The 22,733-nt window shown below is 44.9% G+C and carries 17 protein-coding genes (1 of these 17 running past the window's edge); 7 read left to right on the top strand and 10 right to left on the bottom strand.

The annotated features are described in order from the left end of the window. A protein-coding gene (locus NFI81_RS19920; RefSeq protein WP_234616402.1) for an ATP-dependent helicase crosses the window boundary here: on the top strand, positions 1 to 1,729 show its 3' portion. It extends 536 nt beyond the left edge of the window; the window shows 1,729 of its 2,265 coding nt (coding positions 537–2,265); its start codon lies off the left edge, out of view; the stop codon is at positions 1,727 to 1,729. Positions 1,730 to 1,847: 118 nt separating this feature from the next. Beyond that, positions 1,848 to 3,344 carry a DUF4301 family protein gene (locus tag NFI81_RS19915; protein WP_234616403.1) on the top strand — a complete coding sequence of 499 codons (1,497 nt, stop codon included), beginning with the start codon at positions 1,848 to 1,850 and terminating at the stop codon, positions 3,342 to 3,344. A 93-nt stretch (positions 3,345 to 3,437) separates the two neighbouring features. On the opposite strand, the gene NFI81_RS19910 is transcribed toward NFI81_RS19915, so the two are convergent. Both NFI81_RS19910 and NFI81_RS19905 read right to left on the bottom strand, forming a co-directional pair. After that, the gene (locus NFI81_RS19910) at positions 3,438 to 3,911 is read right to left on the bottom strand and encodes an Lrp/AsnC family transcriptional regulator (RefSeq protein ID WP_015813234.1); all 474 of its coding nucleotides are present in this window, start codon (positions 3,909 to 3,911) and stop codon (positions 3,438 to 3,440) included. Positions 3,912 to 4,096: 185 nt separating this feature from the next. After that, entirely contained in the window at positions 4,097 to 5,038 is a 942-nt protein-coding gene (locus tag NFI81_RS19905; protein ID WP_256549263.1) for a GDP-L-fucose synthase family protein, read from the bottom strand. Between the two features lie 95 nt (positions 5,039 to 5,133). Between NFI81_RS19905 and NFI81_RS19900 the strand changes: the two genes are divergently transcribed. Together NFI81_RS19900 and NFI81_RS19895 are read left to right on the top strand one after the other, a co-directional pair. Beyond that, positions 5,134 to 6,159 carry a toxin-antitoxin system YwqK family antitoxin gene (locus NFI81_RS19900; RefSeq protein ID WP_234616404.1) on the top strand — a complete coding sequence of 342 codons (1,026 nt, stop codon included), beginning with the start codon at positions 5,134 to 5,136 and terminating at the stop codon, positions 6,157 to 6,159. Between the two features lie 75 nt (positions 6,160 to 6,234). After that, on the top strand, positions 6,235 to 7,935 hold the full coding sequence (locus tag NFI81_RS19895; RefSeq protein WP_234616405.1) for a hypothetical protein: 1,701 nt from the start codon (positions 6,235 to 6,237) through the stop codon (positions 7,933 to 7,935). Positions 7,936 to 7,937: 2 nt separating this feature from the next. Here the strand turns inward: NFI81_RS19895 and dacB are convergent, their stop codons facing one another. Then, positions 7,938 to 9,227, bottom strand: coding sequence for a D-alanyl-D-alanine carboxypeptidase/D-alanyl-D-alanine endopeptidase (gene dacB, locus NFI81_RS19890; RefSeq protein ID WP_234616406.1), 1,290 nt, complete (start codon positions 9,225 to 9,227; stop codon positions 7,938 to 7,940). 46 nt (positions 9,228 to 9,273) lie between these two features. Further along, complete coding sequence (locus NFI81_RS19885; protein ID WP_234616407.1) at positions 9,274 to 10,767, bottom strand: ArnT family glycosyltransferase; 1,494 nt, start codon at positions 10,765 to 10,767, stop codon at positions 9,274 to 9,276. A 120-nt stretch (positions 10,768 to 10,887) separates the two neighbouring features. On the opposite strand from NFI81_RS19885, the gene NFI81_RS19880 reads away from it, so the two are divergent. Genes NFI81_RS19880 through NFI81_RS19870 form a run of 3 tightly spaced genes read left to right on the top strand, consistent with a single transcriptional unit; the run spans position 10,888 to position 16,592 of the window. Continuing rightward, positions 10,888 to 12,837: a RecQ family ATP-dependent DNA helicase gene (locus NFI81_RS19880; protein ID WP_234616408.1), complete on the top strand. Its 1,950-nt coding sequence runs from the start codon at positions 10,888 to 10,890 to the stop codon at positions 12,835 to 12,837. Continuing rightward, positions 12,834 to 14,261: a DUF5723 family protein gene (locus tag NFI81_RS19875; protein WP_234616409.1), complete on the top strand. Its 1,428-nt coding sequence runs from the start codon at positions 12,834 to 12,836 to the stop codon at positions 14,259 to 14,261. Before NFI81_RS19880 ends, NFI81_RS19875 begins: the two co-directional genes overlap by 4 nt. A 12-nt stretch (positions 14,262 to 14,273) precedes the next feature. Then, positions 14,274 to 16,592, top strand: a complete 2,319-nt coding sequence (locus tag NFI81_RS19870; protein ID WP_234616410.1) for a CehA/McbA family metallohydrolase — start codon at positions 14,274 to 14,276, stop codon at positions 16,590 to 16,592. Here NFI81_RS19870 and NFI81_RS19865 read toward each other — a convergent pair. From NFI81_RS19865 to NFI81_RS19840, 6 genes are all read right to left on the bottom strand, one after another. Continuing rightward, entirely contained in the window at positions 16,579 to 16,881 is a 303-nt protein-coding gene (locus tag NFI81_RS19865; RefSeq protein WP_234616411.1) for a DUF6787 family protein, read from the bottom strand. The two genes, NFI81_RS19870 and NFI81_RS19865, sit on opposite strands and share 14 nt — an antisense overlap. Before the next feature lie 9 nt (positions 16,882 to 16,890). After that, positions 16,891 to 17,622: an RluA family pseudouridine synthase gene (locus tag NFI81_RS19860; RefSeq protein WP_234616412.1), complete on the bottom strand. Its 732-nt coding sequence runs from the start codon at positions 17,620 to 17,622 to the stop codon at positions 16,891 to 16,893. A 27-nt stretch (positions 17,623 to 17,649) separates the two neighbouring features. Continuing rightward, positions 17,650 to 18,468 carry a 3-methyl-2-oxobutanoate hydroxymethyltransferase gene (gene panB / locus NFI81_RS19855; RefSeq protein ID WP_234616413.1) on the bottom strand — a complete coding sequence of 273 codons (819 nt, stop codon included), beginning with the start codon at positions 18,466 to 18,468 and terminating at the stop codon, positions 17,650 to 17,652. Between the two features lie 46 nt (positions 18,469 to 18,514). Further along, positions 18,515 to 19,852 (bottom strand): murein hydrolase activator EnvC family protein, encoded by a 1,338-nt coding sequence (locus NFI81_RS19850; protein WP_234616414.1) that lies wholly within the window; start codon positions 19,850 to 19,852, stop codon positions 18,515 to 18,517. A 97-nt stretch (positions 19,853 to 19,949) separates the two neighbouring features. Beyond that, a complete protein-coding gene (gene lolB1 / locus NFI81_RS19845) occupies positions 19,950 to 20,828 on the bottom strand; it encodes a lipoprotein insertase outer membrane protein LolB1 (protein WP_234616415.1) in 879 nt (292 codons plus the stop codon). After that, positions 20,818 to 22,569, bottom strand: coding sequence for a tetratricopeptide repeat protein (locus tag NFI81_RS19840; RefSeq protein ID WP_234616416.1), 1,752 nt, complete (start codon positions 22,567 to 22,569; stop codon positions 20,818 to 20,820). The genes lolB1 and NFI81_RS19840 overlap by 11 nt, the downstream gene beginning before the upstream one ends. Between the last annotated feature and the right edge of the window lie 164 nt (positions 22,570 to 22,733).

Raw genomic sequence — 22,733 nt, 5'->3', positions numbered from 1 at the left:
ATACAAAACATACGTAATGCGCTGCTTTCAGGCGAATGCGATGGATTTTGATGACCTGCTTTTCAATACCAATATTCTTTTCCGCGACTTTCCGGATGTACTATATAAGTATCAGCACAAGTTCCAGCATGTGATGGTGGATGAGTTTCAGGATACGAACGTTTCGCAGTATCTGATAACCAGGAAACTTTCGGCCGTCCACAGGAATATTGTGGTAGTTGGAGACGATGCACAAAGCATTTACGCATTCCGCGGCGCGAACATTGAAAACATCCTCAACTTCGAAAAAGACTTCCCGGATGTAAGGGTCATCAAACTGGAACAGAATTACCGCTCAACGAGCACGATCGTTAATGCTGCTAACTCTGTCATTGCACGCAATAAGGCGCAGCTGGAAAAGCGAACCTTTACAGATAATGAAGAAGGTTCATTAATAGATGTAATCAAGGCAGGATCGGATAATGAAGAAGGCCGGTTGGTTGCAACAGCGATTTTTGAGGAAAAAATGTCGAAAGCGTTGCGTAACGAGAATTTTGCTATCCTATATAGGACTAACGCACAATCCAGGTCCTTTGAAGAAGCGCTTCGTAAACTTGGAATAAAATATCGGATCATAGGTGGACAATCCTTTTATCAAAGAAAGGAAATCAAGGATCTGCTGGCTTACTTGCGCTTTACAGTAAACCAGCGCGACGAAGAAGCATTCAAGCGCATCATTAACCTTCCAAAAAGAGGCATAGGCGACGGAACAGTTGCAAAAATTGCGGTTGCGGCATCCGAAAATAGCATTGCGATCTGGGAAGTGGTTGCCAACATTGGCAAATATGCCAGCGGAAGGACCATTACACCGATCGAGCAGTTTGCGACTTTGATCAAAAGCTTTAAAATCATGGTCGAAGAAGGAAAGGATGCTTATGAGGTTTCGGCGCACATTGCCAAAGTTTCGGGGATCTTGCGGGAATTGTACGAGGACAAAACGGTGGAAGGACTTTCCCGCTACGAAAACGTCCAGGAATTGCTGAACGGGATCAAGGAATTTGTGGATAATGAAGAAACCGAGGACAAAACATTAAGCGCATTTCTCCAATCCGTTTCCTTATTAACAAATGCCGATGAACCGGACGATAATAATGATAATGACCGCGTTACAATGATGACCATTCACTCGGCGAAAGGTCTGGAATTCCGGAATGTATTTATTGTGGGTTTGGAAGAAGATCTTTTCCCCAGCCAGATGATGCTCGAAAGCCGCCAGGATCTGGAAGAAGAAAGAAGGCTGTTTTATGTCGCCATCACCCGCGCCGAAAAGAAGCTGTCATTTTCTTACGCGGAAAGCCGCTATCAGTGGGGAAGACTGAAAATGTGCGAACCGAGCCGTTTCCTTCTTGAAGTTGATCCGCATTTCCTGAATGTATCCAATATGCTTCACGGAGCGCCTACGAGAGAAAGCGTGAGTCCGGTGACGTCCTTTGCCAGAAATTTAACCCAAAGAAAACCTGCCCCGACACCTTCCAGCACGACGGTTACGCATACGCCTTCCGAACATTTCGTGCCCAGCGACACCTTTGACCTGAAAGAAGGTGATAAAGTTGAACATTTAAAATTTGGTTTTGGAGAAGTGACCCGCATGGATGTGAACGGCACGGATCGCAAGGCAACCGTTAATTTCAATCTGGTTGGGGAAAAAACTTTATTGCTGAGCTTCGCGAAACTCCGAATTCTTAAATAAATCGCTTCGCATAGTTATAGTATGTTTGTCGCCAGCTTTATTGATTTTACCTTCCACACTACATTACCATTTTTATAAAAGCCATTCCCTAAAACTTCACCATTAAACGACCGTTTATATGTTTATTGAAAAAGACATTATACAAATAAAAGACCGCGGAAGCGATATTGCCACAGTAGAAGAACAAGTAAATTATTTTGTAAACGGATTCCCTTTCCTCCAACTCTCAAAAGCCGCCACCGTTGGTGATGGTATTATTCGCCTGACCGACGATCAGATTGCAACGGTAATCAGTGAATTTGACAAAAGCGCTTCTGAAGGAGAAATCGCACTTTTGAAGTTTGTTCCGGCATCAGGCGCTGCTACGAGAATGTTCAAATCCCTTTTCAGCTTTTTACAGGACGATAAGAAGGATAAGTCTGTGGATGAGTTCTTTACCAAATTAAAGGATTTCGCATTTTACGATGATTTAAAAACTTCATTAGCTGCGGATGGCAACAACATTGAAACTGCGGACGAAAAAACAATAGCCTCTTATTTCCTGACTAATAAAGGTTTGGGCTACGGAGAATTGCCAAAAGGCTTGCTCAAATTCCATAACTACGAAGACCGTTCCAGAACGCCTTTGGAGGAACATTTGGTGGAAGGAGCCAAATATGCCAATGCCGGAAGCAATGTTCAGATCCATTTCACAGTTTCGCCGGAGCACCGCGATAAGTTTGAAAAACTGGTTGTAGAAGTGCTGCCGAGTTACCAGAGCGAGTTTGGCGTGCGATACATTGTTTCTTTTTCAGAACAAAAAAGCGCAACGGATACCATTGCCGTTAACCTCGATAACACGCCTTTCCGTGAAAAAGACGACAGCCTATTGTTCCGTCCGGCAGGTCACGGCGCATTGCTGGACAATCTGGGCCAGTTGGATGCGGACATTATTTTTATCAAAAACATTGATAATGTAGTTCCTGACAGAATTAAGCAAGACACAATCACCTATAAGAAGGCATTAGCGGGAATTGTTTTAAGCTATCAAAAACGCATTTTCGCATATCTTGAACAACTGAAAAATCAGGCTCACTCAGCATTACTGAGCGAACTGGACTCATTTTTCAGAACAGAATTATGCGTTGTTCCTCCTGCTGACTTTGATTCATGGTCGGATGATCAGAAAGCCATTTATTTTCAAAAGAAACTGGACAGGCCTTTGCGAGCTTGCGGAATGGTTAAAAACCAGGGAGAGCCAGGCGGCGGTCCGTTTTGGGCTGAGAATGCGGATGGTTCATCGTCTCTGCAAATTGTAGAGTCGGCGCAGGTTGATGTAGATGATGAGTCGCAAAACAGCATTTTCAAAAACTCAACACACTTTAACCCAGTGGATCTGGTCTGCGCCGTGAAAAACAGCAAAGGCGAATTATATGACCTGAAAAAATTCCGTGACCCCTTAACCGGCTTCATTACAGGAAAATCCAAAGATGGTAAGGAGCTCAAAGCACAGGAATTGCCCGGGTTATGGAATGGCGCGATGGCTGATTGGAATACATTATTCGTTGAAGTGCCCCTAATTACTTTCAATCCAGTGAAGACTGTGAACGATCTGCTTCGTGAGCAACACCAATAACATATGCATTTATAAGAAACAGCATTTGTACCAAACAAAAAGCGCCGGATTTTAAAGTCCGGCGCTTTTTGTTTGATCAATGTGTTTAAAAGATCATGGGATCGGCAACACTTTGCTTTCTTTAAATGTCGAAAGAATCACCATCGTTTGCGTGCTGGCTACTTCCTCAATCTCATTTATTTTTTCAAGCATCAATTTCTGATATGTGCTGATGTCTTTTGAAATCACCCGAAGAAGAAAATCTCCCGTTCCTGTAATGTGGTGACATTCAATAACTTCTGGAATTGCATGTATCTTTTCAACGAAAGATTCTGTAACCGCTTTTCTATGCCCAACCAGGGAAATTTGTACAAATGTGCTAACACCCAGGCCCACTTTTTCGGGCTCCAATTGCGCATGATAGCTTTTGATAATTCCTGATTGCTCTAATTTTTTGACACGCTCCAAAGTCGGTGCAGGCGACAAGCCTATTTCTTTGGACAGTTGTGCGTTGGTTATTTTAGCATTCGTTTGTAGGATCTCCAGTACTTTACGGTCTATCTGGTCTAACTTAATAATGGCCGACATTTCTCTATGACTAAGGTTTTGTATTATCCCTTTTTTAGGACGCTGCAAAACTAATTAGTTTCCCGAAGAATCTTACAATTATATACTGAAAATTTGTCAAAAAATAGAATTATCGTAGGCTAAAATAGAATTTAGTAGCTAATTATTAGGCTTTTCACAATTGTAACCCTTTGCATTCAATTGGTTTAAACCGCGTAAGTTTCTATTTTTTGCAGAAAATCCTGATAAGTAACCGCTATTCCATCCTCCAATTCCACACGATGTTTCCACCCAAGTGCATGCAGCTTGCTCACGTCCATTAACTTGCGAGGCGTGCCATCCGGCTTGTCCGTGTTCCAATGAATTTCTCCGGAATACCCGGTTACACGCTGGATCATTTCTGCGAGTGTCTTTATTGAAACGTCCGCTCCGACACCCACATTCAGGAAAGCAGGTTCATCATAATTTTGCATCAGGAAATAACAGGCATCAGCCAGGTCATCGGCATGCAAAAACTCCCTTAAAGGAGATCCAGTGCCCCAAAGCTCAACAAATGGCTTGTTTTCTTCCTTCGCCTCATGGAATTTGCGGATCATTGCAGGAAGCACGTGGGAGTTATTCAGATCGTAATTATCATTCGGGCCGTAAAGATTGGTAGGCATTACAGAGATAAAATTGCAGCCATACTGTGCGCGGTAGGCTTCACACATTTTTATTCCGGCAATTTTAGCAATCGCATAAGGTTCGTTTGTAGGCTCCAAAAGCCCGGTAAGCAGCGAATCTTCATGCAGCGGTTGCGGTGCCAGTTTTGGATAAATGCAGCTTGAACCCAAAAACATCAGCTTTTTAGCATTTGAACGATAGGCGCTGTCGATGACATTGTTTTGGATCAATAAATTATCGTGCAAAAATTCCGCCCTGTAAATATTATTGGCCATTATGCCGCCGACTTTCGCAGCCGCCAAAAAAATATACTCTGGCCGCTCTGTTTCGAAAAAGTTTCTAACGGCGCTTTGATCACGCAGATCCAACTCAGAAGAGGTCCTGAGCAGGAAATTATCAAATCCTTCTTTAACTAATTTACGATGAATGGCTGAGCCCACCATCCCGCGATGTCCGGCGATATAAATTTTAGCACTTTTTTCCACTGCGTTTTTTTAAATTTGTGCGTTGATAATCAATATAGAAATAATCAATTCGTTACAAAAGTAACAATCTTGCTCTGAAGAAAAATTCAATACACATGCAAAGACTTATTCTTTTCTGGTGCTTTTTCGCTCTTATTCTGGCTCAGACGGCATTGGGGCAATCGGAACCAAGCAAGGAAACGCCTTCCTGGTTGCCAAAAGAAACGGTTAAACAGGATACTATCAACCGCTCCAAAGGACTTAAATCATTTGTATCCGGCCTGGATCCCGTTGTGGGCGCATCAGTTCCGGGCGCATCCACGCCGGGCGCGGAAGGAAAGTCTACAAGCCTGTCCACATTGTTTGGCGAGACCATTCCTGACCTTGGATTAAAAGTTAAAGAGTTTAAAAGTCAAAAGAAAGACCGCAAAAGCAAGAAGGAGAAAGCGAAGCTTGCAAAGGTGCAGTACGAAGGCATTCCTATGCAAAGCATGTCTGTCAAATACGGCAGCGGTGACCGGGCAACGGTTGAATATTTCCATGTATTGAAGGAATATAAGCCTCTGAACCAATATGTCCTGGGTGCAAATACGCGCTGGTATGATAAGAAAGGCAAAAAATTGAGCTCTGCGCTCATTAAGGATAAGGAACAAGCATTGCCGCTGCATGGCTCTTACAAAAAGTACAGCGGAGAAAACCTGATCGAGGAAGGCTTTTACTATATGGGTGCGAAAGATGGCCGCTGGGTCAAGTATGATGCCAAATTTAATCTGATCGACAAGTCTATTTGGGAGCATGGCTTCCCTGCCGAATCGCGTATCACTTACTATGACTCAGCGCACAGTCAGATCAAGGAGGTTTTGCCGGTAATGTTCGGGCAGGTTGAGGGCGAGTATATGCAGTTTTATAAAGAAGGCCAGCTGGCGGTGAGCGGCAAATATGATGGCGGTGAGAAAATCGGTCGCTGGGTTGAATACTATCAATTCCGTCGCCAGCGCAAAAAAGAAATTCAATATCCGAAATCGGGCTGGGACGAAGAATTTGAGCCGTTTGTGCTGAGAGAATGGGATGAAAAAGGCAAACTTCTTTACGATTACACCAAAGATCCGCGCGCATCAGCGGAAGAGGAAACAGAAAATTAAAGCCTTCAATGGTTGAAAATCCTCATTCACCTGCTTAATTAGCGTGTTGGATTCCCGGCACGAATGAATTGAAATATGTTTTTGACTCTCCTAGGCTTCATCCGGAATAAGATCTGGCTGGCATTTTTGTTTTGTATCATTCCCATTATTCTTTATATCTGGGTTTTCAAGTCCATTGCACTGAATGTCAATTATGTAGCCTTCGACGACATCCTCGTTTTCGGCATTATTCCCGAGTTTGAAAAGGCCACCTTGCCCGAACGCTGGAAACTGCTTACCACATTATTTCCCGAGCACCGCCTCGTTTTTTCCCGCTCTGTCATCCTGCTATTTTATGATATTTTTGGCCGCGTTAACCTCGTCTGGTTAATGATCGTCGCCAACATTTGCTGGGGATTGTGCGCATTTATTTTTTACAAAGCATTTCAAAAACTGCACATTTCCATCTGGTATTTCGTGCCCGTTTTGTGGCTTTGGTTTAACATTCAATCTTACGAGAATATTTTTTGGGGCGTCAGCTCGCTTTGCAACTTCGGCGTCATCCTTTTTGTACTTTCTGCGCTTTATTTCGCTGCTTATCATCCAAAAAGGGTTTTTATTAGCCTGATTTTCGCCATTGCCGCCACATTCACATATGGAAACGGCTTGATGGTTCTGCCGGTTATCGCGCTCATGTTCCTCATCACCGGCCGCCGCAACCAGTTTTTTACCACGGTGCTTTTCACGGCATTCGTGGCGCTCATTTATTTCCTCGACTTCACGCCTATCACGCAAAATCTCAGCTTTTCGAATCCGCAGCAGGTTAAGGAAGGGTTTTTTGGTTTATTTGGTTTTATTGGGTCTATTGCCACATTAAGCGCTTACAGCGTTCCGCTTTCAACCATGTACATTGCCTCAGCATTCGGCATGTTGCTGGTGATAGCGTTCATTTTTTTATATCAAACACAAATTTTACCGCTTTGGAATGCTGCTTGGCTGAAATCAAAATATAACAACCGAACGGCCATTTTTGCGCTTTCCATCCTGATTTTCATCGGCATAACCACGCTCGCACTCACCTATAAACGCATTCCGACAGACACATTTGCCGGCATGTTCAAAGGCCGTTACCGGATGTATTCAACCATGTGCTGCATTGCATTATATTTTGCCTTTCTGAGCCTGAGAAGCAAGCATTCGAGGGTTCGTCTGTCTCCTGTCCTGCTTGTCTTGACGGTGATTCTGAATCTGGTCATTTTGCATGGTAACTTTGCCGAGGCTGTTAATTATCGCCGCTCGGCTGTTGCCCAGGAATTTAATGCGCGTTATAATGCAGATTGGCTTGGGATCAGAATGTTCTCCATGGACCAAAAACACTTTGAAAAAATAAGGGCATACTACAATTCCGATGACCCTTTGGCAGAAGTCTGGAATCCGCGGATAAAGTCAAATGCAATGGCTTGCGACAGCACATATAGCCCTGATCTGGTTGCCAGATCCGGCAATTACCTGGGTATCAACTTTGAACAGGATTTTTTCAAACCGGTGAAAGATTATTCGGACGGCGCATATGTAATTTTAAAATCGCAAGATCACGTTTATGCCTCTCCGCCCAATCAGTCGGCCGTGCCTTTGAAAACGACACTTCGCAGGGGAATGTATTTTAATAAGGGTGCTTTTGCCAGTTTTCACCTGGCCACGATTGAGCCTGGCAATTATTCCATTTATCTGTTAGTACGGAAGAATGGGAAAAATCGCATTTTCTGCACTGGAAAGACCTGGAATGAAGCTGATTAACCTCAAAATTTATCGTGTAATCCAGTCAAAATTCGCTCCACTTCCTTCCTGATTTCACCGGTAGGACGGGTAAAGTTGTTATTCATGAAACTAAAAACAAGTGTCTTGCCCTCTTTTGTGATCAGGTAGCCGCTCAGGCAGAAGTTATTACTCAAACTCCCGGTTTTCGCGAAAATAAACGGCGGATTGCTTTTGAACAGATTATTCAATGTTCCCGACTTCCCTCCGGCAGGCAGAATCTGGAATAACTTTTCCTGAGGCACTTTTTGATGGATTTTTTGAAGCAATGTTGTTATTGTCCTGGGAGTGAAAAGGTTGTAACGGCTCAGCCCCGAGCCATCTTTCCAAACCGGCTTATCCGGCAAATCACTCATATGATGCTCAATGGCGTGCGCTATGGCCTTTTCCGTGTTTAGTGGCAGACCGTTTGCCGAGGCATATAGCAGCATGAGTTGCTCCGCCAGCATGTTATCGCTCACTTGCATCATTCTTTTATAAAGTGAATCAGAAGGAATGCTGTTCACTTTTTTCAGCTCAATTTCCAATGGGATGTTGATCAGCTTAATCTCCTTTTTCAATGTGTCGCTCAGCAATTGAACCGTGATCGCGTCGGTCATACGCACCGGAACGTCCTGGATAAGTCCTTGGGGCACACCCAATCTTGAATGATGGAATAAATTCTGTCCCTCTTCCCGTTCAATGCCTGAGGCCGCTGTATCTAAAACCATTGCTTTGTTCCAGTAAGCAGGCGCAACCTGAAACCGTTCCGCAGTTTCGCCCGAAGACGTGTTTCCCGAAAAGCGGGCAATGTTGCCGTAAACCGGCAATGGGGAAACTTCGGGCTGATAATAATCATTGTAATCGCCCCACGCCCAACCCGGACCGAAGCGCTTGTTTTCAAAATTATAGGCCGTGAAGAAGATCGGTTCTTTTCGGTTTTTCAGAAATTCAAAAACCTTGCTTTTTGGTAAATCAGGATGTAAAAATGACGGGTCACCTGTGCCGCGAATGATTAGTAATTCACCCCATTCCAAATATTCAAGACCGGGAATAGAATCGCCGAGCGCACATAAACCGGCGTAATAACTGAATAACTTGGTGTTGGATGCAGGATTGTAATATTTGTTGCTTTGGTAAGCCGCCAGCTCTTTTTTCTCGCCCAGTTTTTGGATAGAAACACCGGTATGCTGCTGACTGAGGACTGTGGAATTTTTTAATTCTCGTTTTAAATAGTGGGATACCGAGCAACCTGAAAGCATTAAAACACTGCCAAAGAAGATAAGTGTGCGCATGGAGTATAGTTAGAATTATAGTGGCAAAGGTAACATTTTACCACATTCAATGATACACAGCATGCTGGTCGCGAGCCTTTTGGTTCCTGATCACCAGAAAATAATGATCTTCCAGCGGCACAACTTTATCTTTTTTTAAATCAAACGAAGGCAAACAATTGGCGTCGGCGAGCACATATTTGGCATTCTCTGTTTTTGTAGTCAGCGACAAGAAATGATAACGCTGCAAGTAAGTATGAATGTCCGCCTCGTGGTAAAGATTCTGGCAAATCCCGATTGTCGACGCGCGGGCCACATAATGCTTGATTTCTTTGGCATTGGCAGCCATTTCATTGTGCTCCATATTCCGCAGTTTTATAATGGTAAAAGTCCAGCAGCATACGACGGCAATGGAGAATCCTGCGACTGCCATTTTTGTATTAAGCAATGTTAAAGCATGGACTTTCTCGACGAAAAGCGCGGCGAAAAAGATGGCTACAAACGGCAAAGACGGCAATAGGTAATGCGGATATTGCTTGATACTCACCAACATTGGGACAATTGCCGATCCGGCAACAAGCAGCGTGAGCTGACAGATCCTTATGGTTTTCTTGCCAAGGGCAGTTTTAATGTTGTGAGAAGAGCTAATCAAATATATCCCTACCAACATGGCAAGATGCGGGTAAACATTGCGAAGCAATTCTTTTACCAAATAAAAATGTCCCGCCAATCCTTCGCCCGCCTTTTCTCTTTTTTGTAACAAAGCTTGCACCACCTGCCCGTTAAAATAGGTTTTCAAAAAGACAAAAGCGGGCTGATAAAGCAAAATCAAGCCCATAGTAACGGCAAACGTTCCGAAAACGAGCGCTGTTATTTTAACGCCAATCCCAAACATTGCATGATCGTAGACCACTACATATATCATCGCAAATGCTAACGGATATAACCCTACGGGGCCTTTCGTCAGGCAAGCCAGCACAATGCAGATTCCCGCGAGAACAGGAAAAATGTACTTTTTAGGTGTGCCAAACGATTTACTTTTAAGGAACCTGAGCTGAAAATAGCACGACAAAAGGCAAAAAATGGACATTGTGCTATCCAGAAAATTGTTTGGAATACTATAATAAACCGTAACGGTCGCATACCAGCACAGCACGGGTAACCACGTGTATTTTGCCAGATCAGGTGTCTCTTCAAACAATTTCTGCCAAAACTTCACGATCAGAATGATGGAAACAACCAGCACCAGAAAATTGTAAATGTTCTCTACCGCAGTGGAATCGCCTATTACCCTGAAAAGAATGGATTGCATTCCAAACTGAAGCGGTGGATGACCAAAGAAAAACGGGCCATTGTCATAAGGCAACCAAAACGACTTTGCGAAAAATGGTTGCCAGAAAGAGCCGATGCCCAGCGCCATATTCCGCGCAATGGAAGCGTAAGCAAGCCCATCCATGAACATGGTGTCGTCAAGCGACCTCGGAAGAAATGTGATCAGGATGAAGCTGATAGTAAATATCCACGGAAGATATCGCTCATGTGTTGAGTTACCAGGAATCATAACGTTGAGTAAAATTTGGTGGAATTTACGATTTTATCAAACGCAAATGCGCAATTCTTTACATAACGAACATTATGGCCTTACTTTGTATTCCAATTACGACGCACTAGCAGATAACTGATGACCGACCTTCACGCTGTCCTGAAGCAATATTGGGGTTACGACACCTTCCGCCCTTTTCAGGAGGATGCGATAAAAGCAGTTCTTAATGGTATTGATACGCTGGTTCTGCTCCCAACGGGTGGCGGCAAGTCGGTGTGCTTTCAGGTGCCTGTGCTGGCAATGGAAGGCGTTTGCATTGTGGTGACACCTTTGATCGCACTGATGAAAGACCAGGTTGAACAGCTCAAACGCAGGTCTGTTTCCGCAGCGGCGATCCATTCGGGCATGAGTAAGAATGAAATCGATATAACGCTCGACAATTGCATACACGGTCACACAAAATTTTTATACGTCTCTCCCGAAAGGTTACGGACAGACATTATGATCGCCCGGGTGAAGCAAATGAATGTTTGCCTCCTCGCCATCGACGAAGCACATTGTATTTCCGCCTGGGGTTATGATTTTCGGCCAGCTTATCTTTTGATTTCAGATTTCAGAAAAATAATTGCCGGTGATGTTCTGGCAAACGGAAAGCGTCCTGACGTTCCCGTAATGGCGCTAACTGCAACAGCAACCGAGGAAGTACGGGCTGATATTTTGGAAAAGCTGGAAATGCGCAACGCCCGGGTTTTTAAGCAATCTTTTGCAAGGGCAAACCTCTCCTATTCCGCCTTTTCAGAAGAAAATAAAGAGCGGAAGCTGCTGCAAATTTTGAAGAATGTTTCGGGAACGGCCATTGTATATGTGCGGACTAGGAAGCGCACGAAGGAACTGGCCGATTGGCTTAACAGACAAGGAGTCGGCGCACAAAGCTATCACGCTGGCTTGCCTTTTCGGGAACGAAGTGATCGTCAGACAGCCTGGATCAAAAATCAGGTCAGGGTTGTGGTTGCTACCAATGCTTTCGGAATGGGAATTGACAAGCCGGATGTGCGCGCTGTGATCCATTTCGATCTGCCTGATAACCTGGAAGCCTATTATCAGGAGGCTGGACGAGCGGGGCGCGATGAGCAAAAAGCATATGCCGTTGCGCTTTTTACCAAAATAGACCTCGAAGAACTTTCTGAAAGTGTGGAGCGAAAATATCCGCCGATGGAAGTCTTAAAAAGGGTTTACCAGGCGCTCGCCAATTACTACAAACTCGCCGTAGGCGGAGGCGAGTATGCCAGTTTTGATTTTGATATACAGGAATTTACGGGAATATTCGGACTTGCGGTTAATGAGACACATTACGCCTTGAAGTTGCTGGAAGAAGAGGGCTTTCTGCAACTGAGCGAGAGTTTTAATGATGCTTCCAAAATCCATTTTCTGGTCGATAATCGCCAATTATACGACTTTCAGATACGTTACCAGGAAATGGATTCGTTTATCAAGGTAATTCTGAGGATGTATGGCGGAGAACTGTTCACAGAATATGTGCGGATTTCGGAAAGTGAGCTTGGGCAGATTTATTTCGCACCGGAAAATGAAGTCGTTAGAAAACTGAAATTCATGCAGGAGCGTGAAATAATCGACTACGAACCCAGAAAAAATAAACCACAGCTCACATTACTAACACCCCGATACGATGCCGCATTGTTACCGCTTAATGTTTTTGAGATAGAGAAAAAAAAGGACAGAGATATCAAAAAGGCACGGGCTGTAGCGCATTATGCTTCCCACACCCGCATTTGCCGGACTTTGCTCTTACTCGAATATTTCAACGAATTTGATGCGGAAGAATGCGGAGTTTGTGACATTTGCATTCAAAATAAGAAGAATGAACTGGTTCAGAACCCGGATCTGGAAACGGCAGTGGTTACATTTTTAGCCCAAAACGGACCGGCAACGCCTAATGAACTGGGCCAGGCGTTTGAAGCATTTCCGGAAAAAGATTTTTTACAAACATTACAACATTTGATCAAAGAGGAAACGATCCGATATGATACAATCGGCAAGCTATCCTTGACTAACAAAGCTCAACATTGAAAAAAACAGTTTTTACCTTCGCACTATTACTGGGCATTTTATCACAAGCCGCTTACGCTCAGCAGATTCCCGGGCTGGAACTAAGTAATTACGGAGGCCTCTACCGCGCCACACGAAATCCGTCGGTCCTCGGCGGCCCCAAACACAAATGGCAGATCAACATCGGAACATTGGGCGGAAGCATCAATTACAGATATTTCAATTTTGTCGGAGAAAACTCCCTGCTATATCCGTTGCTGATCCCACATTCGACCAAAGAACTATATGGCCGCTCCCGAACAACCGGCTCCCTGCTCAACGACGACCCCATTTATACAGTCAGTGAAATCCGCTGGCCTTCTGCCATGATCGCCATCGGCAAATATCAGGGCCTGGCATTGCAGTTCAGGACAAGGGGATTTGTACAAGGCAAAAACCTCCCCGACCCCATTCAAACATTATATTTTCACAGACTCGATACAGGCAGCACGCCACCGACCGATCAGCCTTGGGGTAATTTTAATCTGGTGCAGCAAAGCTTTTCGGACGTAAGTGTCTCCTATGGTGTGCAATTATTGGATCTTGACGCGCATAAATTACGACTTGGCGTGACAGGAAAACGCGTTTTTGGTGCCAGAATTGGATATTTGAATGGTTCAGCCGATCGGTACAGCATTCGTCCGCTGGCGGGCGCCGACGAAACCAGCGAGCTGGTCATTCAAAACTTTGCTTACGAAAGCGGTTACAGCAATCCGAACAAGAAAATGCGCATTTCGAATCTCTTTAATTCGGATCAATATGGCTCTGGCTGGGGTTATGACCTTGGCTTTTCTTACGAGCTCGGTGCTTATTGGGGTAAGTCAAAAGAAGTTTTCGACGAAAGCCCGGAATATTTGGTGCGACTTTCCGGATCACTAACCGACGTGGGCTCTATTCGTTACAAAACGACGCGCAGTAAAGTGAGCAAAGGTCGTGAGGCAGAAGCTGTTATTGGTCAAAAAGAGTTAGAGAACGTCAGCGACAAAGGTCCGGAAGGATTCATGACGTTATTCCCATCTGAGGGCGACACTACTTTTCAAAGAAGTGTGCAGCTGCCGCAAGCACTTCATCTGGAAGCGGATATACAGCTGGTAAAAGGTTTTTTCCTGAATTTATCTCAAACGAAACGCTATAAGCCCAGAAGCGGAGAATATCTGGATCTTAATCAGCTCGATGCATTCACCATTACACCGAGATTTGAAGATGAAGATTCTGACTTTTCCTTCCCGATTTCATTCATTAAGGGGAACAATCGTCCGTCTATTGGCGCGGTTGGGCATTTCGGGCCGGTTTTCTTGGGATTCAGTAATGTGAATGGTTTGCTGAAAAAAGGCGGGGCCAGAGGCAGCATGGTTTATTTAGGTTTTACTGCCTGGAAATTAAACAGGAAAAAAGATGCGGAATGATCTTTCATATATATGAAAAAATCTACGCTCTTCTTCATTCAACTTTTTTTGCCATTCGTGCTGCTTGCACAGCATCACGAGCATGCAGCACAACCGCAAGCAAAAGGCGTGGAGCCGCAACCCTTGTTAGCACAGGCATTGCGGTTGCAGGAAGCACTTACATTCTCAGGAAATGCCTTGGCGCCCGATGATGCAAAGAAGCTGAATGCGTTGCGCGACAAGCCGCTGACGCAAGAAACGGTTGTTGAAATACAAAAAATATTCGATCCCTATTGCCTGAATGTAGTCGATATCAACCCCGAAGGGCGCGTAAAGGTGTTAAGAGGTGCAGCAAAAGCAACATTGGTCCAAGGCGGCTGGACAGGTTTTTTGGTTAAAATAAATAATGACGCAGGAATAACTGCCAAGCTCGTAGCCGAAAGCCCAAATGCCGCAAAACCTTATCATTCTCCGTCTTTTGAGCCAAAAGTCAAGAAAGAACATGAACTAACGCCCGGACAAACTGCCAACCGGTTTGCGGAAATCCAAATATATACCAAGCCCCCGTTGCAAGAAAACCTGACGGGTTTGAAACTCGAATATGCCATTGTGCAGCTTTATTCCAAAGATGCTGGCCAGCGTGACATAGAAGTTGCCTATAACGTGGGTCAGGGCTCTCAGGATCTTGGTTTCAGGAATTCCACACACATTCTTTTTAATGTTAGGCCGGCTGTAAAAGTCAAGTTTAATGTCAAAGATGTGGATGGCAAACCCGCCATGGCGTCCTTCCTCATCACGGACGGCCAGGCGCATGCTGCGGGAAAATTTTCCGGGATTTACCCGCTTCCTTCCCGACGCGTTGCCGCATCCGACACATATCCCGACTTTTTCTTTCAACCCCAAATTTACCGCGCAGATGGTGAGCACGTTATGTTGCCTGCTGGCAAATATCAGGTGACTTACACCCGCGGACCCGAGTACATTAAGCAAACGAAAGAGATCATTGTGCCGGAGAATAAGGATTCTGTAACCGTTTCTTTCGAGCTAAAACGCTGGATACAAATGACTAAGCTAGGCTGGCACAGTGCGGACCATCACATTCACGCAGCTGGTTGCAGTCATTACGACAGTCCTACCGAGGGTGTTGATCCCAAGGACATGTGGCGACAAGCACTAGGTGAAGATCTGAATCTGGCCGCTAATCTGGCCTGGGGACCAAGCTGGTATCATCAGAAGACATTTTTTACAGGAAAAGATCATCCGCTGTCGGACAAAAAGAACATTATGCGCAATGATGTGGAGGTTTCGGGCTTCCCGTCGTCACATTCCGGGCACATTGTGCTGCTGCGGATCAAGGAGGACGATTATCCCGGCACAACGCTCATTGAGCAATGGCCAAGCTGGACGGCGCCCGTACTTTCCTGGGCCAAATCGCAAGGTGGTGTTGTGGGTTATGCGCATTCTGGCTGGGGTTTGCAACCGTTGGAGCCAACCGATAAGCTGCCTAATTACACTGTCCCGAAAATGGATGGGATCGGTGCTAACGAGTACATTGTTACGGTTACGAATGATCTGGTCGACTTTTTCAGTGCCGGTGACACGCCTGCACCGTGGGAATTGAACATGTATTACCACACATTAAACTGCGGTTTCCGGCCCCGGCTGAGTGGTGAGACCGATTTTCCCTGCATTACGGATGCACGAGTAGGTCAGGCAAGAAGTTATTTCAAACCTGTTGGTCCTTATAATTATGACAATTATGTGGCTGCGATCAAATCAGGCAGAAGTTACGTTTCGGATGGGAAATCGCACATTATGGATTTTTCGGTCAATGGGCAGGAAGCCGGTGTGGGCGATAGTGAGATTGCCGTCAAAGCCAGCGAGACAATCGGCATCTCAGCCAATGTTGCCGCCTATCTTCCTGAAAAACAAGATGCAGCAGGTGAAACCATTGCAAAGACGTCGATCATTTTAATGCCTTATTGGGACATTGAGCGGGCTCGTATTGCAAAATCAAGGAAAGTCAGGGTCGAACTGATCGTGAATGGAGAAGCCGTTGATACAACTGAAATTAACGCGGATGGAGCGGTAAACAATGTCAAGTTCTCCTATAAGCCGCTTAAATCGGGATGGGCAGCAGTTCGGGTTTATCCAAGTTCGCATTCCAATCCGGTCTTTATAAAAGTGGATAATAAGCCGGTTATGGAGAAAAAAAGCGCCGAATGGTGCCTGGCAACATTGAATCAATGCTGGAAAATGAAGGAGCCAAACATTCGCGCAGAGGAAAAAAAGGCAGCAGAAGCGGCTTATGAAGAGGCGAGGAAGAAATATCAGGCGATCATTTCTTTTTAAATATGCTGCCAATCCGGCTGAACATGCGCTTTTCAAACTCCCAAAAGAAATCGAATTTCCCCCAAATCCAACCCCACGCCAGCAAAATGACCTGGTATAATGGCAAAATAATGAGGATGTTAATTGTCCAGCGAAGCCAGGTCGGTGATTCTTCCGTTAAGCCTATTAAATAAAATAATCCACGTTTTGCATATAAAACTGAGAACCCCGTACATGCGAAAACGATCAGAATGACTAGCACATCCCAACCGTTTCGTACATTCCAGCGCTCTTTCAGTTTCTCGATCATGAGCAGATTTTATTCATAAAGAAAATCCAAATGCTCAGGCTTGATTTCTTCATTATCCAATGATAAGAATTCTTCCCAGAACGGATCATTAGGAACACCCGCCTTGCAAATGATCGGCTCCTTTTTTACAGGATGCTCGAAATAAAGCCGGCGCGCATGCAGATTAATGTTATTATCGCGATTTCCCACCGGGTAACCATATTTTACATCACCCCGGATCGGACAATTCATGGAAGCGAGCTGTACGCGGATCTGATGAGGCCGGCCTGTAACAGGCGTAACTTCCAGCAAATGAAATTTATTAACCTCCCCTAACCAACGATAAGAAAGCTCAGCGCGCTGCGTTCCAGGTTTTTCGTAGTCATATGCCGTTGTCACATTGCGGGACTCGTCTTTGGAAAGATAATGTATCAATTTACCTTTCTTTTCCGGCGGACGGTTCTTCACAACTGCCCAATAAGTCTTTTGCACATCACGCTTGCGAAAAATTTCATTCATCCGCTCCAATGCCTTCGACGTTTTGGCAAAAACTACCAGCCCGCTAACCGGCCTGTCTAACCTATGCACCGTGCCCAAAAACACCGCACCCGGCTTTTGATATTCTTCTTTAATGTACTCTTTTATCATATCGAGCAGACATTTATCCCTCGTCGCGTCTCCCTGCACAAGGATGCCAGGCTCTTTGTTGACAATGATAAGGTGATTGTCTTCGTATATGATTTGAAATGGTCGCTTTACCATATGATTTGTTCGTTACTTTTAAAAAGGTCAGTACGACTCCTGCTCATTCGGGAACGACTTGCCTTTAACATCTTGTATATAATTGGATATCGCATCTGTCATAACGCCGTTAAGGTCTGCATAGCGTCGTAAAAACCTGGGTTTAAATGCCTTATTTATACCCAAAAGGTCATGCAAAACCAAAATCTGGCCGTCTGCATGCGGTCCCGCTCCTATCCCGATCGTTGGGATCGTCACGGTTTCGGAAACTTGTTTGGTAAGTTTTGAAGGGATTTTTTCTAAAACCACTGAAAAACAGCCTACTTCTTCCAGCATCTGCGCATCTTCCAGTAATTTCTGCGCCTCCGCCTCCTGCTTGGCGCGAACGGTGTAAGTGCCAAATTTGTAAATGGATTGCGGTGTAAGCCCCAAATGCCCCATTACCGGCACTCCTGCACTCAGTATGCGCGTAATAGAATCCTTAATCTCTAATCCACCTTCCAGTTTCACAGCATGTGCGCCCGATTCTTTCATAATACGGATCGCAGAATTCAATGCTTCCCGCGAATTTCCCTGATAAGATCCGAAAGGTAAATCCACCACAACCAAAGCGCGTTTTACAGCCCTTACCACCGACGTGGCGTGGTAAATCATCTGGTCAATTGTAATCGGCAATGTCGTTTCGTGCCCAGCCATTACATTGGAAGCCGAATCCCCTACCAGGATCAGTTCAACACCGGCAGCGTCTACAATGCCTGCCATGGAGTAATCATAGGCCGTAAGGCAGGATATTTTCTCCCCACGGGTTTTCATTTCCTGAATGATGTGGGTGGTAACGCGCTTTATATCAGGAGTATGGATTGACATAATCTTGGATCAAATGAGTAAATAATAAATTCCCGGAAACCTTGGCTTACCTGTGCATCAGCCAGCTTTCGGGATTGAGTCGTGACGTATTTTTCCAGATCTGGAATTGCAGTTCGGACGTGCCATCGCTGTCAGTGGCTACTCTGCCGATATTTTCACGGGCTTTTACTTTTTGTCCGGCACGAACCGTAACGCCGTTCATTTTTGCGTAAATCGTCATGTAATTACCGTGTTGAATAGCGACTACATTGCCCATTCCAGGCATTTCCGTCACATCCAGCACCACACCATCATAAACCGAGCGAACCGGCTCCCCTGCTGTCGTTTGAATGTCAACACCCAGGTTGTCCACCATTACACCTTTCAAAACTGCATGCGGACGCTGACCAAAATGACCTGATACGAAGCCTTTTACCGGCCAGGGCAATCTGTTTTGCGATGCCGTAAAAGATGATGCAAGTGTTGTCTCCTCTTCGCTCATCCCGCCCGACGTTATCGGCGCCTCTTCCTCAGGTTTTGCCTCAACTGCTGCTTCGCCTTTTTTCTCTCTTTCTGCATTCTCCCTCGCAAGTCTTTCTCGTTCGGCTTTTCTTCTGGCTTCTCTTTCCTCACGTTCCCGACGCTCACGCTCAATACGTTCCCGGCGTTCCCGTTCTGCAATACGGCGGATATTGGCCTCCAGAAGATCCGTAGCACGCTTGTTCTCAGCAATTTGCTTCCGAAGCTCTACTTCCTTTTGAGAAAGCTCCTGGATCACTTCGTTTTGTTTCGTTTTTAAGCCTTCCAGCTTCGTATTTTCCGTCACCCGTGTATTCAAAACCGTTTTTTGCTGGTCTTGTTTTACAGTGATGCGCCTGCGTTCGGCCATCAGCCGGTCTTGCAGGATCTCCATTTCCTTGACCTGCCCCTGCCGTGCTTCGGTATACTGTTTCAAATACTTGTATCGCAGCACAAACTGGTTGAAAGTCCCGGAGGAAAATAGGAAAACCAATTGATTGAAGTAGACGTTCCTTTTCGAAGCCTCGTAAATCATATGACCATACTCGGTTTTCAATTTGGCCAAACTGCTGTCCAGCGTCTGCCTCTTATTCTCAAGAACCCTTAGTTCTTTATTTAACAGATCCAGATCGTCCGAAAGCAGGTCTATTTGTTTTTTGTAGGTATTAATTTGCTGGTTAAGCGCCTTCAATTGGCCAAGGTTGACATTCTTCTGAGAAGATGTCTGGCGCAGAATGCCTTGAATTTCCTTGATCTTGTTCTGGTTTTCGCTCTTTTCGCGTTCGAGTTGCTCACGCGTTTTCTGAGCGTGGGCACCCAGGGACGCACAAAAGATGAACGTTAGCAGTAATAGTAAGCGACGAAAATACGGTTTTTGAAAGGGCATACAGTTAATTCTTGCGGCCAAACTCCTGGAAAAGGCAGGCAAAGTTAAGCAGACTTAGGGTTTTTGACCCTATCATCTCCAAAGGACCCGCTGATTTTTACCTTTTTCGCTTATAGGAGGCCGGTACGCTGAACGGAAATCCAGGATTTTCACTAACCAAATCAACCCTACTGTGCTTAATGCGCATTGTAGTCTGATTTATTTGCTGATCCTTCTGTGACTTTACATTCAGGTCAATGTTGCTGGTGAAAGGGAAAAGAAAGCTCTTGACATCCTTAAAATCCGAATAATTCAGCGTAAAAGTGTTCTGGGTCGGCACTTCCGTCGCTTTTAACCGCGATAGTTTGAGGTTACTCTCGCCAATGTAATTATCTACTTCCAACCGCTCCACGATTTGTTTGAGTATAAAAAACTCATTTTCCTTCACAAAACGAGAATCCGGTTGCTGCGGAAAAGGCAGGTTACCTACAATTACAGACTGTAAAAGAGCGAAATTCAGGTCGAAATTATACTGTTTGCTAAGTTGCGCGTAACTAAACACGAAGTAATCTTTATGGATTTTGTCCATAAAAACGATGGAATCGCGGGTAATCAATCCTCTTGCAACCTCAAATCCAACACCCGTTACAGAAAGCCAGATAATGCTGTCTTTCTTCATCCGGATGTTTATGTTTGTGTTATCAAAATCCTGCGATTTGCTCTTGAAATCAACTTTTGACTTGGCCACCAAATAATCAAATGAAATGGAATTGACCTTAACGGATTCCGACTCGCTATCAGCCGAAGAATCTGCCGTTGTTGCAGACAAGGAATCCGTTGCTATCGCAGCTGCCAATGAATCTGCTAAATGCGGAGCCGCAATAACCAGAGAATCACTTGAAATGGATTTATTGCTTTTGGAGAGACGCTGTTTGTGGCAGCCCGATAAACAGATAAAACTGATTGCGACTACCCAAACTGTAATTTTATTGCTCATGTAATGCACCTGTTGCTATTTTTTTGTCAAGAAGTTCGGTTGTTTCTCCCATACTTTTGGCCTTTTTCCATTGCGCAACAGCATTGTCGCGCTCGCCAAGTTTGAAAAGAACATCACCATAATGCTCAACAATCGTGCCACTTACACTGCTGGTGTCTACCATAGCCCGCTCCAAAAACTCCTTTGCCTTTTTATAGTCTTTCCGCACATATAGCACCCAGGCGTGCGTATCGAGGTAAGTTGGGTTATCCTTATGTTCCTGAACGAGCTTTGCGGACATCTTTAAAGCCAGATCGAGCTTTTCTCCGCGCAGAGACAAGTAATAGCTGTAATTATTTAAAACGTAATCATTGTTCGGATTGTCTTTTAATGAGAGCTCATAAGCTGCATCCGATTTTTCGTGATCGCCTAAACCATTATAAGCGTCGCCCATCTGCGCATGGATAACGGGGATCATTTCAGGTTTATCACCAATCAGTTTCAGGCTTTCTTCAAAGGACGAGAGAGCCTCCTTGAAATTTTTCTTGGCCAGTTGCGCTGTGCCATTGGAATACCACAAAATACCCTGATTCGGAAAGATCTCTAATGCTTTCTCCGAATGAACAAGCATGCTATCCACTTGATTAAGAACGCCGTCCAGTTCTAAAATAGCTCCCCAAACTTGAAAAACCGAGCCATCTATCCTTGCTGCTTTTGCGTATAAATCGCGCGCCTCCGCTTTCTTGTTCTGGCGCATCAACAGGTCTGCATAAACTACATTCGTGCGCGCTTCATTGGGATGCGTTTCAACAAGCTGTTTGGCCAATGCTACTGCTTCGGTGATTTCAGCTTCTGTTTTGAGCATGGTCAGATAACCCGTCAAAACGCGGATTTTAGGATCTGAGTCAAGATTTGGATTGGCAAAAACAAGTTTAAGCTCCTGATTGCATTTCTCGACGTCGCCATTTCTACGGTAAATGTCGGCCAGCAAAACGTGGGCTTGTGCCTCGTCAGGATTCACCTTAAGTGCTTCTTCCAGCGGCGCCACTGCCTCCACAATTCGCTCATTTGCGATCAGCATTTCGGCCAGTTCAACGAGATAACTTACCTCGCCTGGTTCAGCAGCTATTAATTTCTTTGCTTCTGCCAGCGCTTTGTCTAGATTGTTTTGTCTTAAATAAAGCTGTTCTTTCTGGTGCGTGATCTCTTCCGTTACACCCAGGGATTTTTCCAGAACATTGTAGGTGTCAATGGCCTTATCAAACTGATCATTAAACACATAAACAGCAGCCAGCTCTACGCCATACTGAATGTTTCCGGGATTTTTTTGCAAAAGTTTCTCGTAAATTTCAGCTGCCTCCGGGTATTTCCGGCGCTTTGCATACAACTCTGCCAGCTGCTGGGAATAATAAATATTTTCCTTATCGAGGTCAAAAGCTTTCTTTGCCGAAACGATCGCATCATCATATTTTTCCAGCTTAATTAACGCCGTAGCAAGCAAATAATGGCTTGCAGGGTCATTGCCGCTGCTCTGTACGAGTTTCTGAAAGATGGGAAGTGCGCGATCGGGCTCATCTTTCATGATAAACTTCATCCCCTCTGCTGCAAGCGATTCCTCTTCCAGTCTGAGGCTTGTCGTTTCTGATTTTTCCGGTTCTTTTTCCCGTTCCTTATTACGCCGCTGTGCCTGTACATTTTGCGTAACAAACACACTCGTAATGAGGCAGATAAGCAGGGTCCATTTTATATATTCAGTCCTCATATTTCTATCTAAACAGGGTCAGATCCGAAGACGTGACAGGCCATTTTAACTTGAAACTCAAAGTTACCAATTTTTGTCTGTATGATTTGTCCGCTCCACAGGCCAAATAAGATTAGTAACGTTCAAACGAAGGTATTCTTGTCTGGAAATCAATAGACCCAGAA

Origin of the sequence: Dyadobacter fanqingshengii, assembly GCF_023822005.2 — a bacterium.
GTDB classification, from domain to species: Bacteria; Bacteroidota; Bacteroidia; order Cytophagales; family Spirosomataceae; genus Dyadobacter; species Dyadobacter fanqingshengii.
Note: the sequence above shows the minus strand (reverse complement) of the source record. Positions and strands in the feature narration are given on the sequence as shown.